22 protein-coding genes are annotated in these 22811 nt (G+C 47.9%); 10 read left to right on the top strand and 12 right to left on the bottom strand.

The annotated features are described in order from the left end of the window. The first annotated feature begins 88 nt into the window (after nt 1-88). Nucleotides 89-1027 carry a chemotaxis protein CheV gene (locus G7083_RS01625; protein WP_166013276.1) on the top strand — a complete coding sequence of 313 codons (939 nt, stop codon included), beginning with the start codon at nt 89-91 and terminating at the stop codon, nt 1025-1027. Between the two features lie 104 nt (nt 1028-1131). On the opposite strand, the gene G7083_RS01620 is transcribed toward G7083_RS01625, so the two are convergent. From G7083_RS01620 to gap, 5 genes are all read right to left on the bottom strand, one after another. Continuing rightward, nucleotides 1132-1488, bottom strand: coding sequence for a hypothetical protein (locus tag G7083_RS01620; RefSeq protein ID WP_166013275.1), 357 nt, complete (start codon nt 1486-1488; stop codon nt 1132-1134). A 270-nt stretch (nt 1489-1758) separates the two neighbouring features. Beyond that, complete coding sequence (rlmA, locus tag G7083_RS01615; RefSeq protein ID WP_166013274.1) at nt 1759-2577, bottom strand: 23S rRNA (guanine(745)-N(1))-methyltransferase; 819 nt, start codon at nt 2575-2577, stop codon at nt 1759-1761. Between the two features lie 152 nt (nt 2578-2729). After that, a complete protein-coding gene (locus G7083_RS01610; RefSeq protein ID WP_166013273.1) occupies nt 2730-3728 on the bottom strand; it encodes a DUF2860 domain-containing protein in 999 nt (332 codons plus the stop codon). Between the two features lie 201 nt (nt 3729-3929). Next, nucleotides 3930-4814, bottom strand: coding sequence for a D-hexose-6-phosphate mutarotase (locus tag G7083_RS01605; RefSeq protein WP_166013272.1), 885 nt, complete (start codon nt 4812-4814; stop codon nt 3930-3932). 263 nt (nt 4815-5077) lie between these two features. Next, entirely contained in the window at nt 5078-6073 is a 996-nt protein-coding gene (gene gap, locus G7083_RS01600) for a type I glyceraldehyde-3-phosphate dehydrogenase (protein ID WP_166013271.1), read from the bottom strand. A gap of 337 nt (nt 6074-6410) precedes the next feature. On the opposite strand from gap, the gene msrB reads away from it, so the two are divergent. Then, nucleotides 6411-6815 carry a peptide-methionine (R)-S-oxide reductase MsrB gene (gene msrB, locus G7083_RS01595; protein WP_166013270.1) on the top strand — a complete coding sequence of 135 codons (405 nt, stop codon included), beginning with the start codon at nt 6411-6413 and terminating at the stop codon, nt 6813-6815. A 47-nt stretch (nt 6816-6862) separates the two neighbouring features. On the opposite strand, the gene G7083_RS01590 is transcribed toward msrB, so the two are convergent. The 4 genes from G7083_RS01590 to purU all read right to left on the bottom strand — a co-directional run bounded on the left by G7083_RS01590 (nt 6863) and on the right by purU (nt 11756). Next, nucleotides 6863-7678, bottom strand: coding sequence for a DUF2989 domain-containing protein (locus tag G7083_RS01590; protein WP_166013269.1), 816 nt, complete (start codon nt 7676-7678; stop codon nt 6863-6865). A 52-nt stretch (nt 7679-7730) separates the two neighbouring features. Further along, nucleotides 7731-8744: an asparaginase gene (ansA, locus tag G7083_RS01585; protein ID WP_166013268.1), complete on the bottom strand. Its 1014-nt coding sequence runs from the start codon at nt 8742-8744 to the stop codon at nt 7731-7733. A gap of 116 nt (nt 8745-8860) precedes the next feature. Further along, on the bottom strand, nt 8861-10711 hold the full coding sequence (gene sppA, locus G7083_RS01580; protein ID WP_166013267.1) for a signal peptide peptidase SppA: 1851 nt from the start codon (nt 10709-10711) through the stop codon (nt 8861-8863). A 211-nt stretch (nt 10712-10922) separates the two neighbouring features. After that, complete coding sequence (purU, locus tag G7083_RS01575) at nt 10923-11756, bottom strand: formyltetrahydrofolate deformylase (RefSeq protein ID WP_166013266.1); 834 nt, start codon at nt 11754-11756, stop codon at nt 10923-10925. 392 nt (nt 11757-12148) lie between these two features. Here purU and G7083_RS01570 point away from each other — a divergent pair, with 392 nt between their 5' ends. The 7 genes from G7083_RS01570 to rnd all read left to right on the top strand — a co-directional run bounded on the left by G7083_RS01570 (nt 12149) and on the right by rnd (nt 19571). After that, nucleotides 12149-12352: a hypothetical protein gene (locus tag G7083_RS01570; RefSeq protein WP_166013265.1), complete on the top strand. Its 204-nt coding sequence runs from the start codon at nt 12149-12151 to the stop codon at nt 12350-12352. 91 nt (nt 12353-12443) lie between these two features. Further along, on the top strand, nt 12444-14351 hold the full coding sequence (locus tag G7083_RS01565; RefSeq protein ID WP_166013264.1) for an ATP-dependent DNA helicase: 1908 nt from the start codon (nt 12444-12446) through the stop codon (nt 14349-14351). 129 nt (nt 14352-14480) lie between these two features. Beyond that, nucleotides 14481-15203 (top strand): tRNA (adenosine(37)-N6)-threonylcarbamoyltransferase complex dimerization subunit type 1 TsaB, encoded by a 723-nt coding sequence (gene tsaB / locus G7083_RS01560; protein WP_166013263.1) that lies wholly within the window; start codon nt 14481-14483, stop codon nt 15201-15203. 62 nt (nt 15204-15265) lie between these two features. Beyond that, entirely contained in the window at nt 15266-15571 is a 306-nt protein-coding gene (locus G7083_RS01555; protein WP_166013262.1) for a chromosome partitioning protein ParA, read from the top strand. A 16-nt stretch (nt 15572-15587) separates the two neighbouring features. Next, nucleotides 15588-16145, top strand: a complete 558-nt coding sequence (locus G7083_RS01550; protein WP_166013261.1) for a Slp family lipoprotein — start codon at nt 15588-15590, stop codon at nt 16143-16145. A gap of 501 nt (nt 16146-16646) precedes the next feature. Continuing rightward, nucleotides 16647-18347: a long-chain-fatty-acid--CoA ligase FadD gene (gene fadD / locus G7083_RS01545; protein WP_166013260.1), complete on the top strand. Its 1701-nt coding sequence runs from the start codon at nt 16647-16649 to the stop codon at nt 18345-18347. 108 nt (nt 18348-18455) lie between these two features. Beyond that, nucleotides 18456-19571, top strand: coding sequence for a ribonuclease D (rnd, locus tag G7083_RS01540; RefSeq protein WP_166013259.1), 1116 nt, complete (start codon nt 18456-18458; stop codon nt 19569-19571). A gap of 32 nt (nt 19572-19603) precedes the next feature. Here the strand turns inward: rnd and rrtA are convergent, their stop codons facing one another. Beyond that, the gene (rrtA, locus tag G7083_RS01535; protein ID WP_166013258.1) at nt 19604-20167 is read right to left on the bottom strand and encodes a rhombosortase; all 564 of its coding nucleotides are present in this window, start codon (nt 20165-20167) and stop codon (nt 19604-19606) included. 3 nt (nt 20168-20170) lie between these two features. On the opposite strand from rrtA, the gene G7083_RS01530 reads away from it, so the two are divergent. Beyond that, nucleotides 20171-20770, top strand: a complete 600-nt coding sequence (locus tag G7083_RS01530; protein ID WP_166013257.1) for a tRNA-uridine aminocarboxypropyltransferase — start codon at nt 20171-20173, stop codon at nt 20768-20770. A gap of 24 nt (nt 20771-20794) precedes the next feature. Here the strand turns inward: G7083_RS01530 and G7083_RS01525 are convergent, their stop codons facing one another. Beyond that, nucleotides 20795-22120, bottom strand: coding sequence for an anti-phage deoxyguanosine triphosphatase (locus tag G7083_RS01525; protein ID WP_166013256.1), 1326 nt, complete (start codon nt 22118-22120; stop codon nt 20795-20797). A 69-nt stretch (nt 22121-22189) separates the two neighbouring features. Beyond that, on the bottom strand, nt 22190-22774 hold the full coding sequence (yfbR, locus tag G7083_RS01520) for a 5'-deoxynucleotidase (protein ID WP_166013255.1): 585 nt from the start codon (nt 22772-22774) through the stop codon (nt 22190-22192). Between the last annotated feature and the right edge of the window lie 37 nt (nt 22775-22811).

The raw sequence follows: 22811 nt of genomic DNA, 5'->3' as shown, positions 1-22811 counted from the left end.
TTCTTGGTGAGAATATCAGTCTTACTTGGATTTTAAGCGTAAGCTAGCGGTATACTGTTAGCGAACTCTTTATTGAACGGAATTTTGTATGTCAAGCATTTTGAACACGGTCGATCAACGTACGAATCTGGTCGGTGAAAATCGATTGGAGCTGTTACTGTTTAGCCTCAATAGTCGTCAAATCTTTGCGATCAACGTGTTTAAAGTGAAAGAAGTCATCAAAGTTCCACGTTTGACTCGCATGCCTGGATCGCACCCACACATCACCGGAGTTGCCTCATTACGTGGTGAGCCGGTACCGGTGATCGATTTACGTTCAGCGATTGGTTTTCCCCCCTCTCGAGATCCTGCGGCGGAACAAAACCTGATCATTACCGAATATAACCGTAGTGTGCAGGGTTTTCTGGTTGGGCAGGTGCGCAACATTATTAATACCGCGTGGACTGAAATCCAACCACCGCCCAAATCGGCCGGTAAAGCTAATTATTTGACCGCGATAACCCATATTAAAGAGCACAATCAAATCGTCGAGATTATTGATGTTGAGAAAGTGCTGGCTGAAATTGTGCATTACGATGCCTCGATCTCGGCACAAGTGTTGGATCATGCTTTGCTCGATAATATGGTGGGACGTACGGTGTTAATCGTTGACGACTCTTCAACCGCACGCAATCAAGTAAAAGATACCCTTTCACAGCTTGGTTTGAACATCATCGAATGTCGTGACGGTTTGGAAGCGCTGCATCTTTTGCAAACCTGGTGCGACCAAGGTAAGAATATTTATCAAGAGTTACTGTTGATGATCACCGATGCCGAAATGCCAGGCATGGATGGCTATAAGCTTACCAATGAAGTGCGCAATGATCCGCGCATGCAAGATCTTTATATCACACTGAATACTTCGCTCAGTGGCAGCTTTAATGAAGCGATGGTGCAGAAAGTGGGTTGTAACCGTTTTATTTCTAAATTCCAACCTGATTTGCTGGTACAAGTGGTGCAAGAGCGGCTGAGAGAAGTGTTGGCTTAATATTTTGATCTTGTTCTAGACGCAAGGCTCTCATCTGAGCCTTGTGTAAACTGCGATGAATTACCATCATAGTGTTATCACAACCACAGCTGAGCTGTGATCGGTCATAATAAGGCGAGTACAATACCACCTATGGTTGCCGCTGCGGAAAGATATTGCCCTGCGGAGTAGGAGGAATCCTCGACTTTTCTCATGTTATCTGGGTGATCCATACCTAATGCCCCATAGGTGAAAGATTCCACCTTATCTCCTACCGTCTTATCTTTACTGGTGGAAACGGTACTGCCTTGTTCAAGCTCCTGCAATGCCGCCAACAAGGCTCGACCTTCTTCTGATAAAGTCACTCTGTTCGATTCGACTGATAATGGTGTCGTTGTCGAGTCTGGCTTAATTGGGGCCTGAGAAATTAGATTGGGGTGGGATGGCCGTGTTTGTACGGTTCCTGCGCCTACTGGGTTCATTTCTCTCTCCTAACTCATCACTCAGATAATGTATCGGCGGCAATCGAAAAAACTTGTGCGCTTTTTGTTCGTTACCGATAAAAATAGGCAAGCAAATGCTGTGCCTATTCTTAGACTTGTAGTGATAGCGCTGAGTATTATTGGCAGATGAGATCAGTATTGCGATTTTTCAGCGCTTGGATGGCTGCAGCTTGATGAGTAAGATAGCGCACGATCAAGCTTATGTACGGAAGGTCTAAAACTTATGCAATCAATGAGAGCTATTATCAATTATTTCCGTAAGTAAACTCGCAGCATAAAATCCGCTTCACACATAAAAGCTTCGCTGTTACCGACTTGCTGTTTAAATGTCTCACTGGCTCGCCATGCGAAAGGGGTCATTTGCAAAAGATCGGCCGCTTCTGAGCCATTGAGTGTCATTAGGTAGTGCAGCTGGCATTCTTCAACCAGTTCAAACCCATCTAGGGTTTCTGCTTGCTCTGGATGCAAGCGTACTTGGTCATAAATGCCTTGTTTAAATTGGTAGAGATGACGTGCGGCAGGAGTGACGGTGATCACCACGCCACCTTGTTGTACACAGCGCTGTAATTCACTCTCTTTGCAAGGGGCATAGATGCGGATCACAGCAGCAAGGCTTTGATCCGCAAATGGCAGGCGGTGGCTAGAGGCGACTGTAAATTGGCAATCTGGGTAGCGTTTTGCCGCGTAACGGATCGCGACTTTAGAGATATCCAAACCCACCGTCTGCGCCAAATCATCTTGTTGGCGCACTACATTAGCAAAAAAATCGGTGTAGTAGCCTTCGCCACAACCAATATCCAGCAGGGTTTGTTGATGGCCGGTGAGGTATTTTTGGCACAGCTGCGCGACTTTTTCACGCATTGGCGCGTAGTGGCCGGTTTGTAAAAAGCGTCGACGAGCTTGCGTCATCTCTTGGTTATCGCCGGGATCTTTGGAGCGTTTGTGCTGGACGGGCATCAAGTTGACATAGCCCTCTTTCGCGACATCAAACTGATGGCGATTAACACAAGAATAGGCGTTGTGATCTAGCACAAGTGGGTGCTCGCAAAGGGGGCATAAAAAGGTCATGGTGGTCTCAAACAACGAAATTGACGGCTAAGTTTAGCGATAGTGGCATCAAATAAAAAGTGACGTGGCGGTTTTAGCTCGGATCAATCTTTACTGATCGGTTGATCTGAGGCACGTAATCAAATAACGGCCTCAGATAGTCGGTTTACGGGTTAGAAGTTAAAGGCGATCCCGGTTGAGAGGAAAGTGGATTTTTGATCAAAAAAGTTGATCACGTCATTGGTTTCGCGGATGCCAGCCATGGCGTTCAGTGATACGTTTTTCCAGCCAAATGGCGCGCGATAAGCGTACAGTGCAAATGCACTCCAGCGTTGAGCATCGCGTGTTGCGGAAAAAATCGGGTGTTCGGTCTGATAGTCTTCTTGGCCATAGCTGAGAGTCATAAATAATGCTTGCTGGCCGAAAAAATGATTGAGACTGAGTTGGTAATCTAGTGCATTAAAATTAAATGCATCTCCCTCGGCATCGCGTTTGGTATAACTGATCTGCGGGACTAAAGACCAAGCACGACTGATTGGTAGCGATACTTCAGCTGACATTTGTTGGTAGATACTGTTGCGATTGAGTACTCCTCTGTCTATCGCGTTCCATTTCTCTTCGCTAGCACTTTGCTCTTTATCCACTTGGTAATCTAAATAGGCGTAGCGCAGCGTGAGCGGTAGTGCAAAAGGTGCGGTATAGGCGATACGCCCACCTTGGGCGGTGATATCGGTGGTCGATCTCGCCGCTTGTGTTAGATAAGGATCACGCCAGGTTTCATTAACTCCTGGCAGGGTAGGAAAATATGCCAAGGTGATTTGGCCAAGTTGATCAAATTTATGCGTAATTCCGAGTTCAGCTTGCAGTTGCCCTTCAATCACCTGATCGGAGCTTTGACCTGCGAAAAGCTGAGTTTTTCGATTGGTAAAGGTGTATTGCACATTACCTAAAGGCATGAATCGCACTTCAGATGTGGTGTGTCCCGATTGCTGTAAATTGGGGGTGAGCGCATTATCATCATTGGTATTCATCTGTGATTGAGTGCGTGCGTAAAAGCTATTAAGACTCAATGTGAAGTCCCAGCCTGGCTGATTTCTATCGGAAGAGGCTTGGGCGGTTAGTGATAGAGAGAATAAAGGCAGCACACTAAGGTAGGTATAGAGGGGTTTCATTAGATTTCCAAATGATGCGGTACATAATCACTAATTATATCTTGAGCTATGCTAAGCGCTATGTTGAAAACGTAAATTAACGTGTAGGGCTACAACCGAAAAAGGTAACTGCTTGAAAGAAAAGCAGTGCATGCGCTTTGGAAGGTTCAGTTCGTTTACAATAGCGTTAATTGCACTGCTTTTTAGGCGTTAGGCGAGTTTTTATTGTGCTGAAATGTGCGTGATTAATTGATGGCTTTGCCCCGGTTGTAAAGTTTTACCAGCGGTTAATGAGGGGGCGTGTAGGGTTGATTCGACACATAAGAAATGTCGATATCCTTCATCATTCATATCGGACATTGCTTGCGCACCTTGCAACCAAGGATTCCACACCACGGCACTATTGTGGCCTTGGTTTTCGATCATCACCTTGCGATTCAGGTGCAAGTCTTGAATAGTGACTAGTGCTTCAGGTTGGGTATAAACGCGATCTATCGCATCAGAGAGAGTCAGTGGCGCATGGCTAGAACAAATCAGGTTATTTTGCAGGCTATCCATGTAAGTTGGGCCAATACCCGTGGTCTCGGTTTGTTGAATATCACCCACTTGAAGGTAGGAGTGCAGAGCGCCTGAAAACGTCCACGCTTGGTGATCGGTATTGGTAATATGCAGTGTTACTTTGAGGCTTGCTCCGATCTCAACTTGTAGACGCAGCTCAAATTGGTAAGGCCACAGTGTCAAGCTTTCACTAGTCACCGGTAATCCGAGCATTACTATCACACCTTGTTCATTTTCTCTATGTTCGATCAGTTGCCACTCTTGACTGCGGGCAAAACCATGGGCAGGGGCTGCAATCCGGCCAAACCAAGGCCAACAAATTGGGATACCGCCGCGTAGCGCAGTTTTGCCATCAAAAATTGCTTGTGGGCTCATCCACAGCAGATCCGTTTGGCCTTGAGGTTGGAAGGAAATCACCTGTCCACCGTGTAACGAAATCGCCGCACTGGCTTTATCGTGCATAATCCGCACAATTTTTATTTGGTCTAGTTCTGCAATCGTAACGCAATCAGAGAGTACCGCAACGGTATTCAAAGCATGTAAATCCATCTTAATTTCCTTAAATCTGCATTTCAGCCGGATCTGAGATTGATATCGCCTTCCTACTTGAAGCTGCAGCGGTATTCGCTCACTCCAATCACATAGTTTACCTATGCTCATGGGGACTTACTCACTTGCCGCCTAACTGCAACTCAAAGTTGTTGGGGTATAAGATCAAGAGGTTTCAATATTGAATGACCAAATCCCAGATACCAAAAAGGCGACCCGAGAGTCGCCTTTTTGTCTAACGAATTTCTTCGCTAATCACCACATTACTTAGAGATGTGTGCGATCAGGTCAAGAACTTTGTTTGAGTAACCGATTTCGTTGTCGTACCAAGATACAACTTTAACGAAGTTATCAGTTAGCGCGATACCCGCTTTAGCATCGAATACAGAAGTTTGAACTTCACCGATGAAGTCTTGAGATACTACTGCATCTTCAGTGTAGCCTAGAACGCCTTTCAGTTCGCCTTCAGAAGCTGCTTTCATTGCTGCACAGATAGCTTCGTAAGATGCACCGTTCTTAAGGTTAACGGTTAGGTCAACTACAGAAACGTTGGCAGTTGGTACGCGGAAAGCCATACCAGTCAGTTTGCCGTTCAGTTCTGGAAGAACAACGCCTACTGCTTTCGCTGCGCCAGTTGAAGATGGGATGATGTTTTGAGAAGCACCACGACCACCGCGCCAGTCTTTCGCTGAAGGACCGTCAACAGTTTTTTGAGTTGCAGTTGTTGCGTGAACTGTAGTCATAAGGCCTGATACGATACCGAAGTTGTCGTTCAGTACTTTAGCGATAGGAGCTAGACAGTTAGTAGTACAAGAAGCGTTAGAAACGATATCTTGACCAGCGTAAGAAGCGTGGTTAACGCCCATTACGAACATTGGAGTCTTGTCTTTTGAAGGACCAGTCAGAACAACTTTCTTCGCACCAGCGGTGATGTGTTTACGAGCTGTTGCGTCGTCTAGGAATAGACCAGTTGCTTCAGCTACTACGTCAACACCGATTGCATCCCATTTCAGATCTTCTGGGTTACGTTCAGCAGTTACACGTACAGTTTTACCGTTAACGATCAGGTTACCGTCTTTAACTTCAACAGTACCGTTGAAACGGCCGTGAGTTGAGTCATATTTCAGCATGTACGCCATGTAATCTACGTCGATCAGGTCGTTAATACCTACAACTTCGATGTCATTGCGCTCTTGCGCTGCACGAAAAACGAAACGACCGATACGGCCAAAACCGTTAATACCAACTTTGATAGTCATTATAGTTGCTCCACAACTTAATTTCTGATTAAAGATAACTGGTAGTAAAATTACAGAATCCAGTTAAAAGCTGCAACAGATAATCGGGCTTAACTTGTTCAAAGTCAAAAAAAAGCGCGGCTTTTTTTCACAATTGTTTGCAACTGATGAACTTTTAAACTTAGACCTGCGGGTTATGCCTACCAATTGGTGTTGCGTGTGGCGATATCTCCGTTCACACACATAACAAAATTGTACTTAAAAAGTGTAAAAAGTATGTGCTACATTGCTTGTCTTAGGCAAGTTATTTCACCAAAAAATGGTGATCTAAACGATAAATAATAAGGAAATCAACAGCGTGAAATTTACATCAGAAAATCAGTGCAAGCCTGATGAATACTGGCGTGAGCAGTTAACCGAGCAGCAGTACCATATCTGCCGTCAGCAGGGAACAGAAGCGCCATTTTCCGGAATTTTACTGCACAATAAAGAAACCGGTTTTTACCACTGTACTTGTTGTCAGACCGCACTGTTCAGTTCGGAAAATAAGTACGATTCAGGTTGTGGCTGGCCGAGTTTTGATGCACCGCTCAATCCACAAGCGGTTCGTTATTTAGAGGATCTTACTCACGCTATGGTACGCACCGAAATCCGCTGTGCTGCCTGTGATAGCCACCTTGGTCATGTGTTTGAAGATGGCCCGAATACGACGGGGTTACGCTTTTGTGTTAATTCGGTGTCGTTAATTTTCAACAAAAAGTGAATAAAGCGGTGAGTTTAGCACCGCTGATGTTGGTTTTTTCCGACAATTCACAGCTCGGCAATGAGCGATTGTTTGTAGCTGCCATTACGCAGCGCTTTGGTGATGGTGTTAGCGATGCGATCCAGTTCAGCAAATTGCTGTGGATTAAACGGGTAGAGCCGTTTCATTTCTGCCGCTGAGGCAACCGCGACTCCAAACTCTTTGCTCACCATCGCCCACACATAGGCCTGTTTTGGATTATGTAATGCATGATAATTACTGGCTAACGCTTGCAAGATTTCCACATTACGTGGCTTGCCATTACCCAGTTCCAGCGATCGATGCAACAGTTGCACCGTTTTGGCTTTGTCGCGATCGGAATAAAATGTAGCCAGTGCGTATTGCATTTCGGCGGTTTCGAGTGCGGGTTGGCCTTCGAGCTGCAAAAATGCCCGGCGAGCATGGTTATCACCAATTTGACTCCATAAAAAATAGAGTGCTGCGGGCGAATTGGATTGTCTGAGTTTGGCGACAATCCGCTCTTGATCTTGGGTCGCATTGATCAACGCATTAAAGCGATTCTGTTTGAGTTTGGCTTGGTCAATTACTTGGATCTGCGAAGCGAGCTCAAGGCATTGTTGATAGGTGCTGACCAATTGATATTCTTTGATGATCTTATCATCGCTTGGCGATTTCAAAATTTCAAAACGATGCCAAATCAGGTCAGTGCGCGGAATGCGGCATTGTCCATCACCGAGATTAAGCTGTTCACAGCGCAGGTTGGGGTTATCAGTACACAGTTTTTCGGTATTGTTACGATTCTCGAAACAGCCATTGAGCAGAGTTAGGCTAGCGACGAGCAGTAGCGGTTTAGTCAAATTCATGATATCGACCTGTGATCAAATACACTGATTTATTGGGTTATGGTTGACGAAACTAAAGCGTCATCTCACCACGCAGTACCTGTTGCATCCGAGTTTTCACCTCTTGATAAGACAAATTTTGGCTGAGCAGATAGTGCAGTTTGGCCAGTGCCGCTTCTGGTGTCATATCATAACCGCTGATCACCTCGGCATCGGCCAGCGCACAACCGGTGGCATAACCACCCATGTTCACTTTGCCAGCGAGACACTGGGTCAGATTGACCACCAATACCCCACGCTCTGAAGCGGCTTTCAACTGAGCCAGCAGTTGTGGGTTTTGTGGTGCATTACCTACGCCAAAGGTGAGTAGAATCATGGCATTCACCGGTTGGAGCAAAGTATTGCGGATCACCTCATGAGAAATACCTGGGTACATGGTGATCACTCCAATCGGTTGTGGCGTGATGGCGTTGACTTTAAATGCGCCGCTGGGTTTTTCATCCACTTTGACATTGGCACTGAGCTCAATATTGATCCCTGCTTCAAGCAATGGTGGCAGGTTTGGTGAACTAAACGCGCTAAAGCCATCGGCGTGTGATTTACGGCTACGGTTGCCACGCATGAGGCGATTGTTAAAAAATAGCGTGACTTCATTGATCGGGTAGTTGGCAGCAATGTGCAATGCATTCAGTAGGTTAGCTTGACCATCGGAGCGCAGATCTGCGAGGGGGATCTGTGAGCCTGTTACAATTACTGGTTTGCCTAAATTTTCAAACATAAATGACAGAGCTGAGGCGGTGTAAGCCATGGTATCCGTACCGTGCAGGATCACAAAACCATCATAGTCGTCGTAGTTGGCGGCAATATCGTCGGCGATGATTTGCCAATCGGTCGGGGTCATGTCCGAAGAATCGATTAACGGATCATATTCATGGATAGTAAACAGCGGCATTTCGGGGCGGTGAAATTCCGGCATCCCAGCGAGCTGTTTTTCCATAAATCCTGCTACAGGTACGTAGCCGTGGTCGGATTTTTTCATGCCAATGGTGCCGCCAGTATAGGCGATATAAATATGTTTTCTGGCCATTGCGAGAAATCACTTAGTGTAGGGAACAGTGCGGCGATTATAGCGAAAACTCTTGCAATAAAAAGAGGCGCTTCAAGTAAAGCGCCTCGCTAGATCAAGGGATGTGACCGAATAGACTATTCAACTTGGCAGGGCAAGCAGAACGCATACTGCCCTTTAGGATCATTCAGTTGATTAAGTAAGTGGGTTTGTTGTTGCCACTCACCGAGTAAAGGTTGCAGTGATTTAGGCCACAGAGCGGCAATATCCAAACCGACATTAATCCGTACTTGACCAAGCAGGTCTTGTAAAAATTGTTGGATAGGGCTTAATGGCTCTTCCACCCAATACAGGTTGTATTGCTCAAGCTCGGCCAGATCGGCGGCGAGGCGCACCGCATCGTCAAAATCGCCCAATTGATCGATCAAGCCGAGATTTAGCGCATCTTGTGCGGTCCACACTCGGCCTTGAGCAATCTCATCCACGGCTTGGATGCTCAGTCCACGCTTTTCGGCCACCAGCGAAATAAAGCGTTGATAACCATGCTCAATACCCAGTTGAATCGCCTCTTTCGCTCCTTGGGTTAAACCTGTGGTCAAGCCTTGTCCTGCAAATGGCGTCGTACCTACTCCATCGGTATAGATACCAAGCTGGTTAAGCCCTTTTTCAAAGGTGGTGATCACGCTAAAAATGCCAATCGAACCGGTGAGGGTGGTGGGTTGGGCGACAATTTTATCGGCACTCATCGAAATCCAGTACCCGCCGGAGGCGGCAAGGCTTGACATGGAAACCACCACGGGTTTGCCTGCGGCTTGTAGCGCTTCCATCTCATTGCGGATCACTTCGGAGGCAAAAGCACTGCCTCCTGGGCTATCGACGCGTAATACGACCGCTTTGATCTTGTTGTCGTTGCGCGCTTCACGCAGCAATCCGGCTACGGTATCGCCCCCGATGCTGCCACGCGGTTGTGAACCATCCATAATCGCACCACTGGCGACTACCACGGCGATATCGTTGGCGGCATTATTCTGAGTTGGCTTGATGCTCGCTTGGTATTCGTAGTAGCTGATCGCGTTATAGCTGTCTTTGCCATCACTGCCAAAAGTTTGGCTTAACGCTTGGCGCATTTGCTGACGGGTTGCCAATTCATCGACTAAGCCAACTTGTTGTGACAGCGCGGCTAAATCTCCGCCGACCGCTTTCAACTGTGCAACAAACTCATCCATGCTTGGGGTTAGCGCTGCGATCTCAATTTGGCGATTGGTTGCCACGTCATCGAGATAGGCGCTCCATAGCTGAGTTAACCAACGTGAGGCCGATTCACGCGCTTCATCGGACATATCATCGCGGATAAAAGGCTCAATCGCGGATTTGTAGGTGCCGACTCGGAAGACATGCGTGGAGACCTCTAATTTCTCCAGCAAGGTTTTGTAATACATCGAGTACGCACTGTAGCCTTTGAGCAGCACAGCACCATCTGGCGCGAGGTAAATTTTGTCGGCATAGCTGGCGAGGTAATATTGGCTCTGATTGTAAAAATCGCCTACCGCATAGACCGGTTTGCCGGACGATTTAAACTCGTTGATCGCTTTGGCGATGTAGCGCAGTTTGGTCAAATTGGTTTCTGGCATATCGGCCAGTGCCAACACTAATCCTGTGATTTTGGTGTCATTTTTCGCATGGCGTAGGGTTTCAACAATATCAAATAACACGTTTTCTCGTGGTAATTCATCGCCAAACGCGCTGCCGGCAAAAGAATCCATCGCTTTAAATTGTGAATTTTGCTCCACAATCGGCCCGGAGAGATTGAGCACTAAAGCGGAGGATTGATTGAGGCTGGGTAGTGGAGCATCGGCTTGGGTATAAATAAAATAAATGATGCCAATGGTCAGTAGGAAAAAAAGATTAGTCAGTGCCAGCCTGATAAAGGTAAGGGATTTCCAGATCCCTTTTAACAACAAACCAACAAAACGAAATAGTGATTTCATGGTGTCTCCAGACCAATAGAGTGCCCAGCACTCCAAGCTTCAGATGTATAATGCCTATTCGCACAATGCAGCACATCCTACGTTATCTGATCAGGGCAAACAACCGTAACCTTGCTCGTTGTTTCATTAATGTAAAACTCACCATCCATCACCAAAAGTCAATGGTGATGGTTGGCGGCAATCCAGTAACCCACAATTATCGGATCACGAATTACAGGATCACGGTTTTATTACCGTGGACAAAGACATGGTCGTTGAGCACTTTATTAAGTGCTTTGCTCAGCACATTTTTCTCAACATCATGCCCAGCTTGCGCCATATCTTGGGCATTGAATGTGTGGTCAACCGGGATCACATCTTGCTTAATGATTGGTCCTTCATCGAGATCATTGGTAACAAAGTGGGCGGTAGCACCAATGATTTTCACTCCGCGCTGGTAAGCTTGCTGATACGGTTTAGCGCCAATGAATGCAGGTAAAAAACTGTGGTGGATATTGATGATCTTATGGTGAAATTGTTCCACAAAAGCAGGGGTGAGTACGCGCATGTACTTAGCGAGCACCAGATAATCCGGTTGATATTGGTTAATCACCGCTAATAATTGCTGCTCGTGCTGCTCTCGAGACAACCCCTCATGGGACACGCAGTGATAAGGGATCTCAAAGCGCTCGGTTAAACGCTGTAAGCTATCGTAATTGCCGATCACTGCGGCAATCTCAACATCTAAACTGCCATCGTAGTTTTTGATCAGAATATCGCCCAGACAATGCGCTTCTTTGGTCACCAGAATGACCACTCGCTTACGTGTCGAGTCGATCAGAGTACGTTTAGCGCCTTCTGGCAGTGCGTGATCAAGATCAGCCAGCAGCGTTGTATCGTTGAAATAACCTTCCAACTCGGTACGCATGAAAAAATGACTGCTGGGATTGTCGACAAATTCATTGTTATGAATGATATTGAGTTGATGCTTGTAACAAATATTGGTGATCTTAGCGATCAGTCCCGGCGCATCAGGGCAATGCGTCAGCAAGGTTTTTCTTTCCATTAATAACTACTTCCATGCAAAAATAAATATCCCCTAGTTACGACTAGAAGCCACATGATGACTTAGCGCAATGTCCTAACGGGGTAGCGCGAATTTTTGATTGTAAAAAACAATCGGTGGTCGCTGAATGGTGATGCAGCTAGCAATCGCGTACCTATAATTAATCTATTATCAAAATAGATTCAATCGGTTTATCCCCTTCCTACTTGAAGCTGCAGCGGTGTTGGCGACGTTCGTTCACCCCAATCACATAGCTTGTCTATGCTCATGGGGACTTACTCACTTGCCGCCTACCTGCAACTCCAAGCTGTTTGGGTATAGTTAAGCAATCCACAGGTTTATCAGCGATTGCATCGTGATTTTCTTATTATTAAGAGTAGTTGGGTGGTGGTATGGATAAAGAACTTCTTGCACGTAAGTTGTATGTTGAGCGAGTTGAAGCGCTGCTTGGCGCTCAGTCACTGAATGAGAATATGTTAGAAGAAATGTGGCAGCATCGTACCTCTCCTGGGGATGCCGCTAAAGCGCTGACCAATAGCCCAATTTCTGCTGGTGAGCGACCCGCTTGGTTGGCTCGTTATCTCCATCGCAACTAATACGTACTGTGTGGTGCGCGTGAGATTGTCATTCGCACCACTGTCAAAAACCTGCCATAATCGCGCCATTTCCGTTGCACACTGAACTGGCATGATTGAAAAAACCTTCTCTCAGCAAGGCGCATTAGGCCAAGCGATCCCTGGCTTTCAACCGCGACAACCACAAGTCGATATGGCCAAAGCAGTGGCCAGCGCGATTGCTCACCAAACTCAATTAGTGGTGGAAGCGGGTACCGGCACCGGTAAAACCTTCGCCTATCTGGTTCCTGCTTTGTTGAGTGGTAAAAAGGTGATCATCAGTACCGGTTCAAAAAACCTGCAAGAGCAACTTTTTCACCGCGATTTACCCTTGATGGTCAGTGCATTAGGCTTTTTTGGCCAAGTGGCGCTGCTGAAAGGGCGAGCCAACTATCTATGTCTTGACCGTTTAAGTCGGCAAATGATCGAAAGTCATACCCCCGAAGCCGATCCGGCACTACTCACTCAGTTGGTCAAAGTACGCAGTTGGGCATCGAGTACCCAAAGTGGCGATTTAGGTGAATGCGATGATTTGGCCGAAGATAGCCCTGTGATTGCGACGATTACCTCAACCAATGACAATTGTTTAGGTAAAGAGTGTCCGAGTTATCAAGAGTGTTTTGTGTCCAAAGCGCGGCGGCGCGCTATGGAGGCCGATGTAGTGGTGGTTAATCATCACCTCTTTTTGGCCGATCTGGCGATCAAAGAAACTGGGTTTGGTGAGTTAATTCCCGAAGCAGAAGTGTTTATTTTCGACGAAGCCCATCAATTGCCGGATATTGCCAGCCAATATTTTGGTCAATCGGTATCGAGTCGCCAAGTGCAAGAACTGGCGAAAGATATTGAACTGGGTTATCGCAGCGAAGCGAAAGATATGCGTCAACTGCAAAAAGTCGCCGATAAGCTGCGCCAAGCGGCGATGGATTTGCGGATCATGCTCGGTGAATCCGGTTTTCGCGGTAACTGGCGTGAAGTGTTGCAAACCCCCAGTGTGGCCAGAGAAATTGCCCGGCTCAATGAAGCGCTGCAATTTGCGTTGGATGTACTCAAATTGGCGTTAGGACGCAGTCAACTGCTTGATACTGCCTTTGAGCGCGCGACACTGATCTTAGGCCGCATTCGCCGCGTGTGCGATGTGTCGATTACCGGATATTCTTACTGGTATGACACCACGCCCCGCCATTTTAGCTTACATATTACCCCGCTTTCGGTAGCAGATAAGTTTCGTGAGCAGATGGCCTTCAAAGCAGGGGCTTGGATATTTACCTCCGCTACGCTGGCGGTTAACGACGATTTTAGCCATTTTACTCAACGCTTAGGATTAACACCCAGCGCGCACTTTTCACTAGTCAGCCCGTTTGATTATCAAACACAAGCGGTGCTTTGTGTGCCACGTTATCTGCCGGAGCCCAATAGCCCTGGGCTGGCGGATAAACTGGTGCGCATGTTGGCCCCAGTGATTGAACATAACCAAGGGCGCTGTTTCTTTTTGTGTACCTCGCACAGCATGATGCGTGAGTTAGGTGAGCGTTTTCGATCTCGTTTAAGCTTGCCAGTGTTGATGCAGGGGGAAACCAGTAAGCAAAAAACCTTGGCTGAGTTTATGGAGTTGGGTAACGCACTGTTGGTGGCTACGGGTGCGTTCTGGGAAGGGATTGACGTGCGAGGCGATGCGCTCAGTTGTGTTATCATCGACAAACTGCCGTTTACCGCTCCTGATGATCCACTGTTGAAAGCGCGGATTGAAGATTGTCGTTTGCGTGGTGGTGATCCATTTGCGGAGGTGCAACTGCCGGAAGCTGTGATCACCCTTAAGCAGGGAGTTGGACGTTTGATCCGCGATCAACATGATAAAGGAGCGTTGATCATCTGTGATAATCGGCTGGTGACCCGTGATTATGGTGGGGTGTTCCTCGCCAGTTTACCGCCGATCCCTCGCACACGGGATCTGGACATAGTCACCACTTTTCTACAACAATGAGCGGTGGCTAGCCTTAGCGGTGCATCATCCTTTATCATTCAATCATCAATTTGCTGCTAGGCTAATTCATTACTGCTGCCATTGATGAACCACAACATTAGTCATCACTGCAATTATTTAGAGAGATTCATGAGCGTAAAAATTCTCGCCTTAGATACCGCCACCGAGCGATGTTCTGTTGCCTTATTAGTCGGTAATACGGTTTATTCACGCAGCGAAATCGCGCCGCGGGATCACACTAAAAAAGTATTGCCAATGGTGGATGAAGTCCTTAAAGAAGCCGGCATCACACTTGCCGAATTGGATGCTTTGGCGTTTGGTCGTGGTCCAGGTAGCTTTACTGGAGTACGGATCGGCATTGGTATCGCGCAAGGCTTGGCCTTTGGTGCGGATCTGCCGATGATTGGTATTTCAACTTTAGCGGCCATGGCGCAAGCGGCGTATCGCTTACAGGGCATGACTCATGTTGCCAGCGCGATTGATGCGCGGATGGAAGAGGTGTACTGGGGGCGCTATGTGCGTCAAGCCGATGGTAGTTGGCAAGGGGTGGAAGCGGAGTGCGTGATTGCTCCTGCGCAGTTAGCCACCACACTGCTACCAGATGAGCAAGTCGTTAACGATGAGCCGATGTGGGGGCAAGCGGGTACGGGTTGGGCCGCTTACCCAATGCTGGAAAGCTTGCCGCTGCAAATGCAAGCTTGTGATGTGCTCTACCCAGATGCGCAAGACATGGTGTATTTGGCTCAGTTTGAATTAGCGCAAGGCAATACGTTCAGTGTTGAACAAGCGAGCCCAGTTTATTTGCGTGATACGGTGGCATGGAAAAAATTGCCTGGCCGCGAATCATTGTAGCATCGTAGCGAGGTACACTGATTGAGTGTTGCTACACTCAGTCAGTGCGCGATAGGAACAGTATGGTTGCAATTAATGGATCACCTTTGCCGCGTTTGCCTAGTACTAACAAAACGGGCAAGGTCAGCAAAAAGGGTCAGGTTAGTCAAAGTGAGAGTGGTAGCCGCGTAGCTTCGACCAGCAAAGTGGCTAACGCGGTGGCAGAGTCGATCCGCTATGTGGATCCGCTGCAGATTGATCGTGCGCAAGTGCACTATGATTTGCCAGCAGGGCAGGCGAGAAAAGCGCTGGAAGAGTATCTGGATGTGATGAACCAAGCGCGTAAAGAGGAACTTGCCCAGCTACTTGGGGTCGATATTTACATCTAACCATAGGATAAAATCGATGCAAAGAGATGTTGTAAAACCACTGATACTGCTCAGCGTACTATTGCTTAGCGCCTGTGTTAGCTTGTCGCCTGAGCTTGGTGATTCCGATGATAAAAGTATTGTGACCCAATATTCGGTTTGGTTGGATCTCGATCCGGCGATGCACTCTACCGTGCGAATGGGCGGTGTGATCGCGAGTATCAGCAATCAACAAGATCGTACTCGAGTCGAATTGGTGAATCTGCCGATCGACAGTTCAGGACGCCCAGATCTGCAGCAAGATCCACAAGGTCGCTTTGTCGCTTATGTCGCCGGGTTTTTAGACCCGATCACGTTTGCGGAAGGGCGGCTCATGACGGTGTACGGTACCACGGCGGAGCCAGAGCAAGGTAAAGTCGGTGACTACGAGCAGCGTTATCCGGTGATCAGCGTGCAGGGCTATCGCTTGTGGCGGGTTGAAGAGCGAGTACAACTGGATGAGTTTGGCTCTTATATGTTCCCGTGTCGTGGCTTTTATTGTGGGCCGCGTTCGATGCAAGAACGCGAAGGTAAGATCATTCAACAAGTCAAATAAAGCGGGTTGTTCGAACTAAGCGGCCGAATTGGACTTGTTGCCCGAGGTTTGGTCACGTTTGGCCAACGTTTCGGCTGACAAGATGGCCTCTGCTTTCGCCATTTGCTCAACTTATCAGCAAAAAACCAAGTGGATTGGTCATTCGCTTGGTGCTTTTATCGCAAATTGTTATAGTGCCGCCTTTCTTGAGTGGGTGGTCAAATCTGGGCCGCACTCTCTGAACTGGTCAGATCGAGTGCTACGCATCGGTAGCAATCTTTATGCGCTCAGTTTTGTGAGTTGATTCTCGCCACTGCACCAGTACCCAATATACGCTAAGTCATTGATCTGCTACCTATGGGGCGCGGCATAGATGATTGGCTTAGTTAACAAAATTTAAACCAGTGCTTGAGGCTTCCGTGCTCAACCACTGCGGCTATGCTGTAATAGCGAAGCATGTTTATGTGACCGCTGTATGACCAATCATAAAAATAGCGTCAGCCAATAACGAGGAGTATTACTGTGGATAAACCCTGGCTTTCATGTTATCCGAAAGACGTTCCGGAAACCATCAACCCTGATCAGTACCTCTCTCTGGTCGAAATGTTTGAGCAATCAGTACAGAAGTACGCCGATCAGCCTGCATTTATGAATATGGGTGTGGTCATGACGTTTCGTAAACTGGAAGAACGCAGCCGAGCTTTTGCCGCCTATTTGCAAAATGAACTGAAGCTCAAACAGGGTGATCGGGTTGCACTGATGATGCCGAACCTGCTGCAGTATCCGGTGGCACTGTTGGGTATTTTACGTGCAGGTATGATCGCGGTGAACGTCAACCCACTGTATACGCCACGTGAGTTAGAGCATCAATTAAATGATGCCGATGCGCGCGCTATCGTGATCGTCTCCAATTTTGCCAATACCTTAGAGCAGATCGTCGCCAAGACCAAGGTTAAGCATGTCGTGTTAACCAGTTTGGGACAAATGCTGCCACGCGCCAAAGGCACGCTGGTTGATTTTGTGGTTAAGTATGTAAAAGGAATGGTGCCAAAATACGATCTGCCAGGTGCGATTTCTATGCGTAAAGCGCTGTATAAAGGCCGTCGTTTACAGTACGTCAAACCGATGATGTCGGGGGATGATATTGCGTTTCTTCAATATACCGGTGGTACAACCGGAGTGGCGAAAGGTGCGGTACTGACTCATCGCAACATGGTCGCTAACGTGCTGCAAGCCAAAGGTGCCTACGGTCCAGTATTGCAAGAAGGGCGCGAGTTGGTGGTGACCGCACTGCCGCTGTACCATGTGTTTGCTCTCACCGTAAACTGTTTACTGTTTATTGAAATGGGCGGCCGCAACTTACTGATCACCAACCCACGTGATATTCCGGGTTTTGTCAAAGAGCTGCAAAAATACCCATTTACCGCAATTACTGGGGTCAATACTCTGTTTAATGCGCTGGTCAATAATGAAGACTTCCACGAGCTGGATTTCAAACACATGAAGCTGGCTGTGGGTGGTGGCATGGCGGTGCAGCGTGCCGTCGCGGAACGTTGGAAAAAGACTACCGGCGTTCATTTGCTCGAAGGTTATGGCTTAACTGAGTGTTCACCACTGGTCACCGGTAATCCGTACAATTTGAGTGATTATACTGGCGCGATTGGTTTACCGGTGCCTTCCACTGAAGTGCGAATTGTGGATGATGAAGGCAATGTGCTGGCCAACGATCAAGTTGGTGAGCTGCAAGTACGTGGACCACAAGTAATGCAAGGCTACTGGCAACGTCCCGAAGCGACCAAAGAGGTACTCAGTGAGGACGGTTGGTTAGCGACCGGTGATATTGTTAAATTTGATGAGCAAGGCTTGCTCTACTTGGTTGACCGTAAAAAAGACATGATTTTGGTCTCTGGATTTAACGTTTATCCGAATGAAATTGAAGATGTGGTTGCACTGCACGGCAAAGTGTTGGAAGTCGCCGCGATTGGTCAACCAAATGATGTGGCGGGAGAACTGGTCAAAATTTATGTGGTTAAACGCGATCCTAGCCTGAGCAAAGATGAGTTAATTAGTCATTGCCGCCAATATTTGACCGGTTATAAAGTGCCTAAACAGGTCGAATTCCGCGATGAACTGCCAAAAACTAACGTCGGTAAAATTCTGCGTCGGGTGCTGCGTGAAGAAAATGACGCACAATTATCGGCACAAGCACAGCAAAACGCATAAGCTTGATTGATCCGGTGTGTTTCTAATATCAGAATGCCGGCGGTGATTGCCGGCATTCTGCTTTCAAAAGAGGATGCACTTCTTTTGCATAACAACAGCGAGTTATCTGTGAATTATCAAATTATTACCCAACTTAGCGATTTACAACGCGTCTGCCTTGCCGCGCGTGATGCGGATGTGGTGATGCTGGATACCGAATTTGTCCGCACCCGCACTTTCTTCCCGCAATTGGGGCTGATCCAGATGTTTGATGGCGAAAATTTATCGCTGATTGATCCGCTAGCGATCGCTGAGATGACCCCATTGGTTGAGCTATTACAAGACACTTCGGTGTTAAAAGTGCTGCACGCCTGTGGTGAAGATTTGGAAGTGTTTCAAAATGCGTTTGGTTGCACGCCATTCCCGATGGTGGATACCCAAATTATGGCGGCATTTTTAGGCTACGGGCTATCAACCGGATTTGCTGCCTTAGTGCAAGACCAACTGCAGGTCGAGCTAGATAAAAGTGAATCACGCACCGATTGGTTAGCGCGACCATTGAGTGAAAAACAGCTGGCTTACGCGGCGGCGGACGTTTTTTATCTATTACCGATGTACGAGCAATTGCTGGCGCGAGTCACCCAAGCGGGTTGGTGGGATGCTGCATTGCAAGAGAGTGAACAGCAAGTCGCTAAGCGGATAAAAGTCAGCAATCCGGAGCTGGCCTACTTAGACATTAAAGCGGCGTGGCAGCTTAAACCGAAAGAGCTCGCGATCCTTAAACCACTTGCCACTTGGCGTTATCAGGAAGCGGTCAAACGCGATTTGGCGCTTAACTTCGTGATTAAAGAAGCTGACTTATTAACCATCGCACGTTTGGCACTGCGCAGTCCGAAACTGATGGAAGAGCAAGGGGTGGATCCTCATGCTATCCGCCGCCATAGCAGCAAAATCATTGCTATGGTTAAAACTGCGCGTGAGACACCGGCAGAGGCCTATCCGCCAGAAATTGTACCGATTATGGAATACCCGGGCTACAAGCAACTGTTCAAACGTTTGAAAGATGAAGTGAAAAATGTGTCGCACAGCAGTGGATTAGCCAGCGAGTTTTTGGCTTCCAAAAAGCAGCTTAATCAATTGTTGAGCTGGGTATGGAAGCACGATCGCGATCCAGAACGTTTACCCGATTTGATGCAAGGTTGGCGTTTACCGCTGCTTGGTGAAAAACTGAATCAATTGGTGTAATACTTGGTCTAAGGCTGTTTAAGCTCAGTCTATCAGGTGCGCGGGGAGGCTGATTGGCCTTTACCGCGCGCAACATGGTAGCCACTCAGCGCTAAGCCGCTGACTAAACCGGCCAAATGTGCCTCAGTAGCGACTTGCGCGCCAATCAATTCAGCGGTGCTGGCTGAGGCACCAAAGCCTAACTCCCATACCACTTTTGCGATCACGCCGATCACCAACCATCGACTGCTGGTGCGGCCTGCGAACACTTCGTTAAGTGCGTAGTAGGCAAATAAACCATGCAGAGTGCCAGAGAGACCGACATACCAGTGAATGTTAGATAGCAAGATCAGCGTACCGACCGCGAGGCTGATCAGGGTCATTGGAATAAGCAGTTGGCGCACACTCGGTTTAAATAATCCGCAGATCAGCCACAACGCAGCAAGGTTCATTGCCCAGTGTGCAAAGTTGGTGTGGGCGAAATTTCCTGTTAGGATGCGCCACCATTGACCTTGCTCTATGGCGCTTAACTGCCACTGGGTCAGCTCATGCAGTGCAGGCCATTGCAGACTTAAACTCAATAGGCTCATTGCCACTAACAGCAGGTAAAGATTCACAGCATGTCCCGTTATTGTTCCGAGTGTGGTAAAGCGCGTAACGCGTGTTTGTGTTCATCGATTGTCGCCTTAGACAGTGCGGTCGAGCTTATCATTCTTCAACATCCTACGGAACACAAGCGTCCGTTAGGTACGGCGCGTATTCTTAGTTTGTCTCTGGCCAATTGTCGACTGTGGGTGGGTGAGGATTTTCGTGAGCATGACGAGCTCAACCAATTGTTAGCAGATCCCAGCATCGATCACTATGTGCTTTATCCTAATCCGCAAGCGCAAGATTGCACCGAGATAAGCCTTACCTCTGGGCGTAAAAAACGGGTGATTTTGCTCGATGGTACTTGGAAAAAAGCCTACAAAATGTGGCAGATCAATACCCAGTTGCACCAGTTAGCCAGCTTACGTTTACCCACAGAGTGCGTTGGGCATTATCGAATTCGCAAAGCCCCCGATGACACGACATTATCTACCGTCGAAGCGGGTTACCATCTGCTCCAGCAGTGGCAACCTGAATGTGATTTTTCACCGTTACTCAAGGTGTTTACCAACATGATCCAATATCAGATTGATCAGATGCCTGCTGGGGTCTTTGCGCGCAATTATCGTTAGCCACTCGTTTGAACAAGGCCGCACTCAATAATGGGGGTGCGCTGAAAATAATTGCAGATGCAGCCTTTGCGCGTAAGCGTCGGTCATCGCGGCAATATAGTCGCAGATCACGCGCATTCCTTGCTGCTGTGATTCGGCATGCCGCCATTTTTCTCCGGTGGCTTGTGGTAACAAGCGTTCAGGATCGGCACTCAAAGCCTCAAACAAATCCATGATCAGCTGCTGACCTTTGTATTCAAAGCGCTGCACTTGTGGAATTTGGATCACGAATTGGCTGACAAAGTGTTTCAGCACTTCCAGTGCGCTGGCCATGTGTGGCTCAATATAAGCGTTAAATGCTAGCAGCTCATTATGAAATGGTGCCTCAACCGGTTTGACGCTAATACTGGTTAATAGCGCGTTGACAATCCCGCCAATCGCATCTTTGCGTACATAATGTTGGCCGCAAAACAGCATATCACTGAGCTTGGCAATGTGCGCTTCAAACCAAGGGTCACCACATTCCGCTAATCGAGCCGCAGCCGCTTCTTGCCACTGGCTGCGGGTTACCATGCCAAGGACAATCGCATCTTCCAGATCATGCACCCCGTAAGCGATGTCATCGGCCAGCTCCATAATCGAACAATCGAGTGATTTAAAGCGCGTTTTGCGATGTTGACTCGCATCACTTGGTTGCTCGCGCATCTGGCCGAGCCGTTGGCGATCGCTTGCGGTTAATGGGGCAAATACCCAATCCAAACTTGACTTATCACACTCATAAATGCCTTTCGCTGGAGCCCAATCTTTAGCTTTCAATTGACGCTGGTGGGCCACTGCGGCGGGAGTGGTTTTGGCTCGAGTGGCACTCAGTAGCGCAGGATATTTTAGCAGCCCAAGCAGGGTGCGGCGTGAAAGGTTCATGCCGTGATGTTCGGTGTAAGGCTCTAAGCTAGTGACGATGCGAAAGGTTTGGGCATTGCCTTCAAAGCCGCCGTGATCACGCATCATATAATTCAGGGCGATTTCACCCCCATGCCCATACGGCGGGTGACCAATGTCGTGGGCGAGACACAGTGAATCAATCAAGCTGTCAGAGGGAAGTAGCTCAGCAAACTCGGGTTGCTTTAGCTGGATCTGCGCAACAATACCGGTGCCTATTTGCGCGGCCTCCAAGGAATGGGTGAGGCGAGTGCGATGAAAGTCATTGAGGTTAGTGCCGTGTACTTGAGTTTTGGCTTGTAAGCGCCGAAAAGCCGCCGAATGCAGAATGCGCGCTCGATCGCGTTGATAAGGCGTGCGGTGATCATCACGGCGAATTTTGTGCTCATCGTTGTTACGAGCTAACCACTCTGGGCTTAGGGATACTTGCATCGCGTGACTCCTTGCGCGAACTTTCTTTTACTTACAATACCTTAACTTTACGGTTTAACTTAACGTGGCTTAGCTGATTTCGTCCAGGGTTAATTCAAAACTCGGCGCGAAGGTGTGTAAAAAGTAAGCCATTTCAGGGCTATGCCGTTCACGTAACGTCACATCGAGACGCTTTTTGGCTTGGGCATATTCATGGTTGCCGGCGCTGAGTTCTTCAAGGCATTTTAAATAAGCACAAATGGCATCCGCTTGTTTGACGATCGCGCTCTCTTGCGGATCCGCCGCATTAGAGATGAGAAATGGCCGAAACTCTGGCTGCAACTCCTCGGGCAGCATACTTAATAAGCGCTGTTCGGCGGCGGCCTCGATTTTTTTGTATTCTTTAGCAATATCGGGGTTGTAGTACTTAATTGGGGTGGGGAGATCGCCGGTCAGCACTTCGCTGGTATCGTGATACATCGCCAGCAGAGCAATCCGTTCGGGGTTGAGTGATCCGGCAAATTTCTGGTTTTTGATCACCGCCAGTGCATGCGCCACAAACGCGACTTGCAAGCTGTGCTCTGAGATATTTTCACGGGAGATCGAACGCATCAATGGCCAGCGTTGGATCAGTTTCATCCGTGCGAGGTGGGCAAAAAAATGGCTTTCTGGCATAGCGAACACTTCCTTAGTGATGACAAGAGTATGGCAA

The organism is Vibrio sp. HDW18, from assembly GCF_011306175.1.
Classification (GTDB): Bacteria; Pseudomonadota; Gammaproteobacteria; order Enterobacterales; family Vibrionaceae; genus Vibrio; species Vibrio chanodichtyis.
Note: the sequence above shows the minus strand (reverse complement) of the source record. Positions and strands in the feature narration are given on the sequence as shown.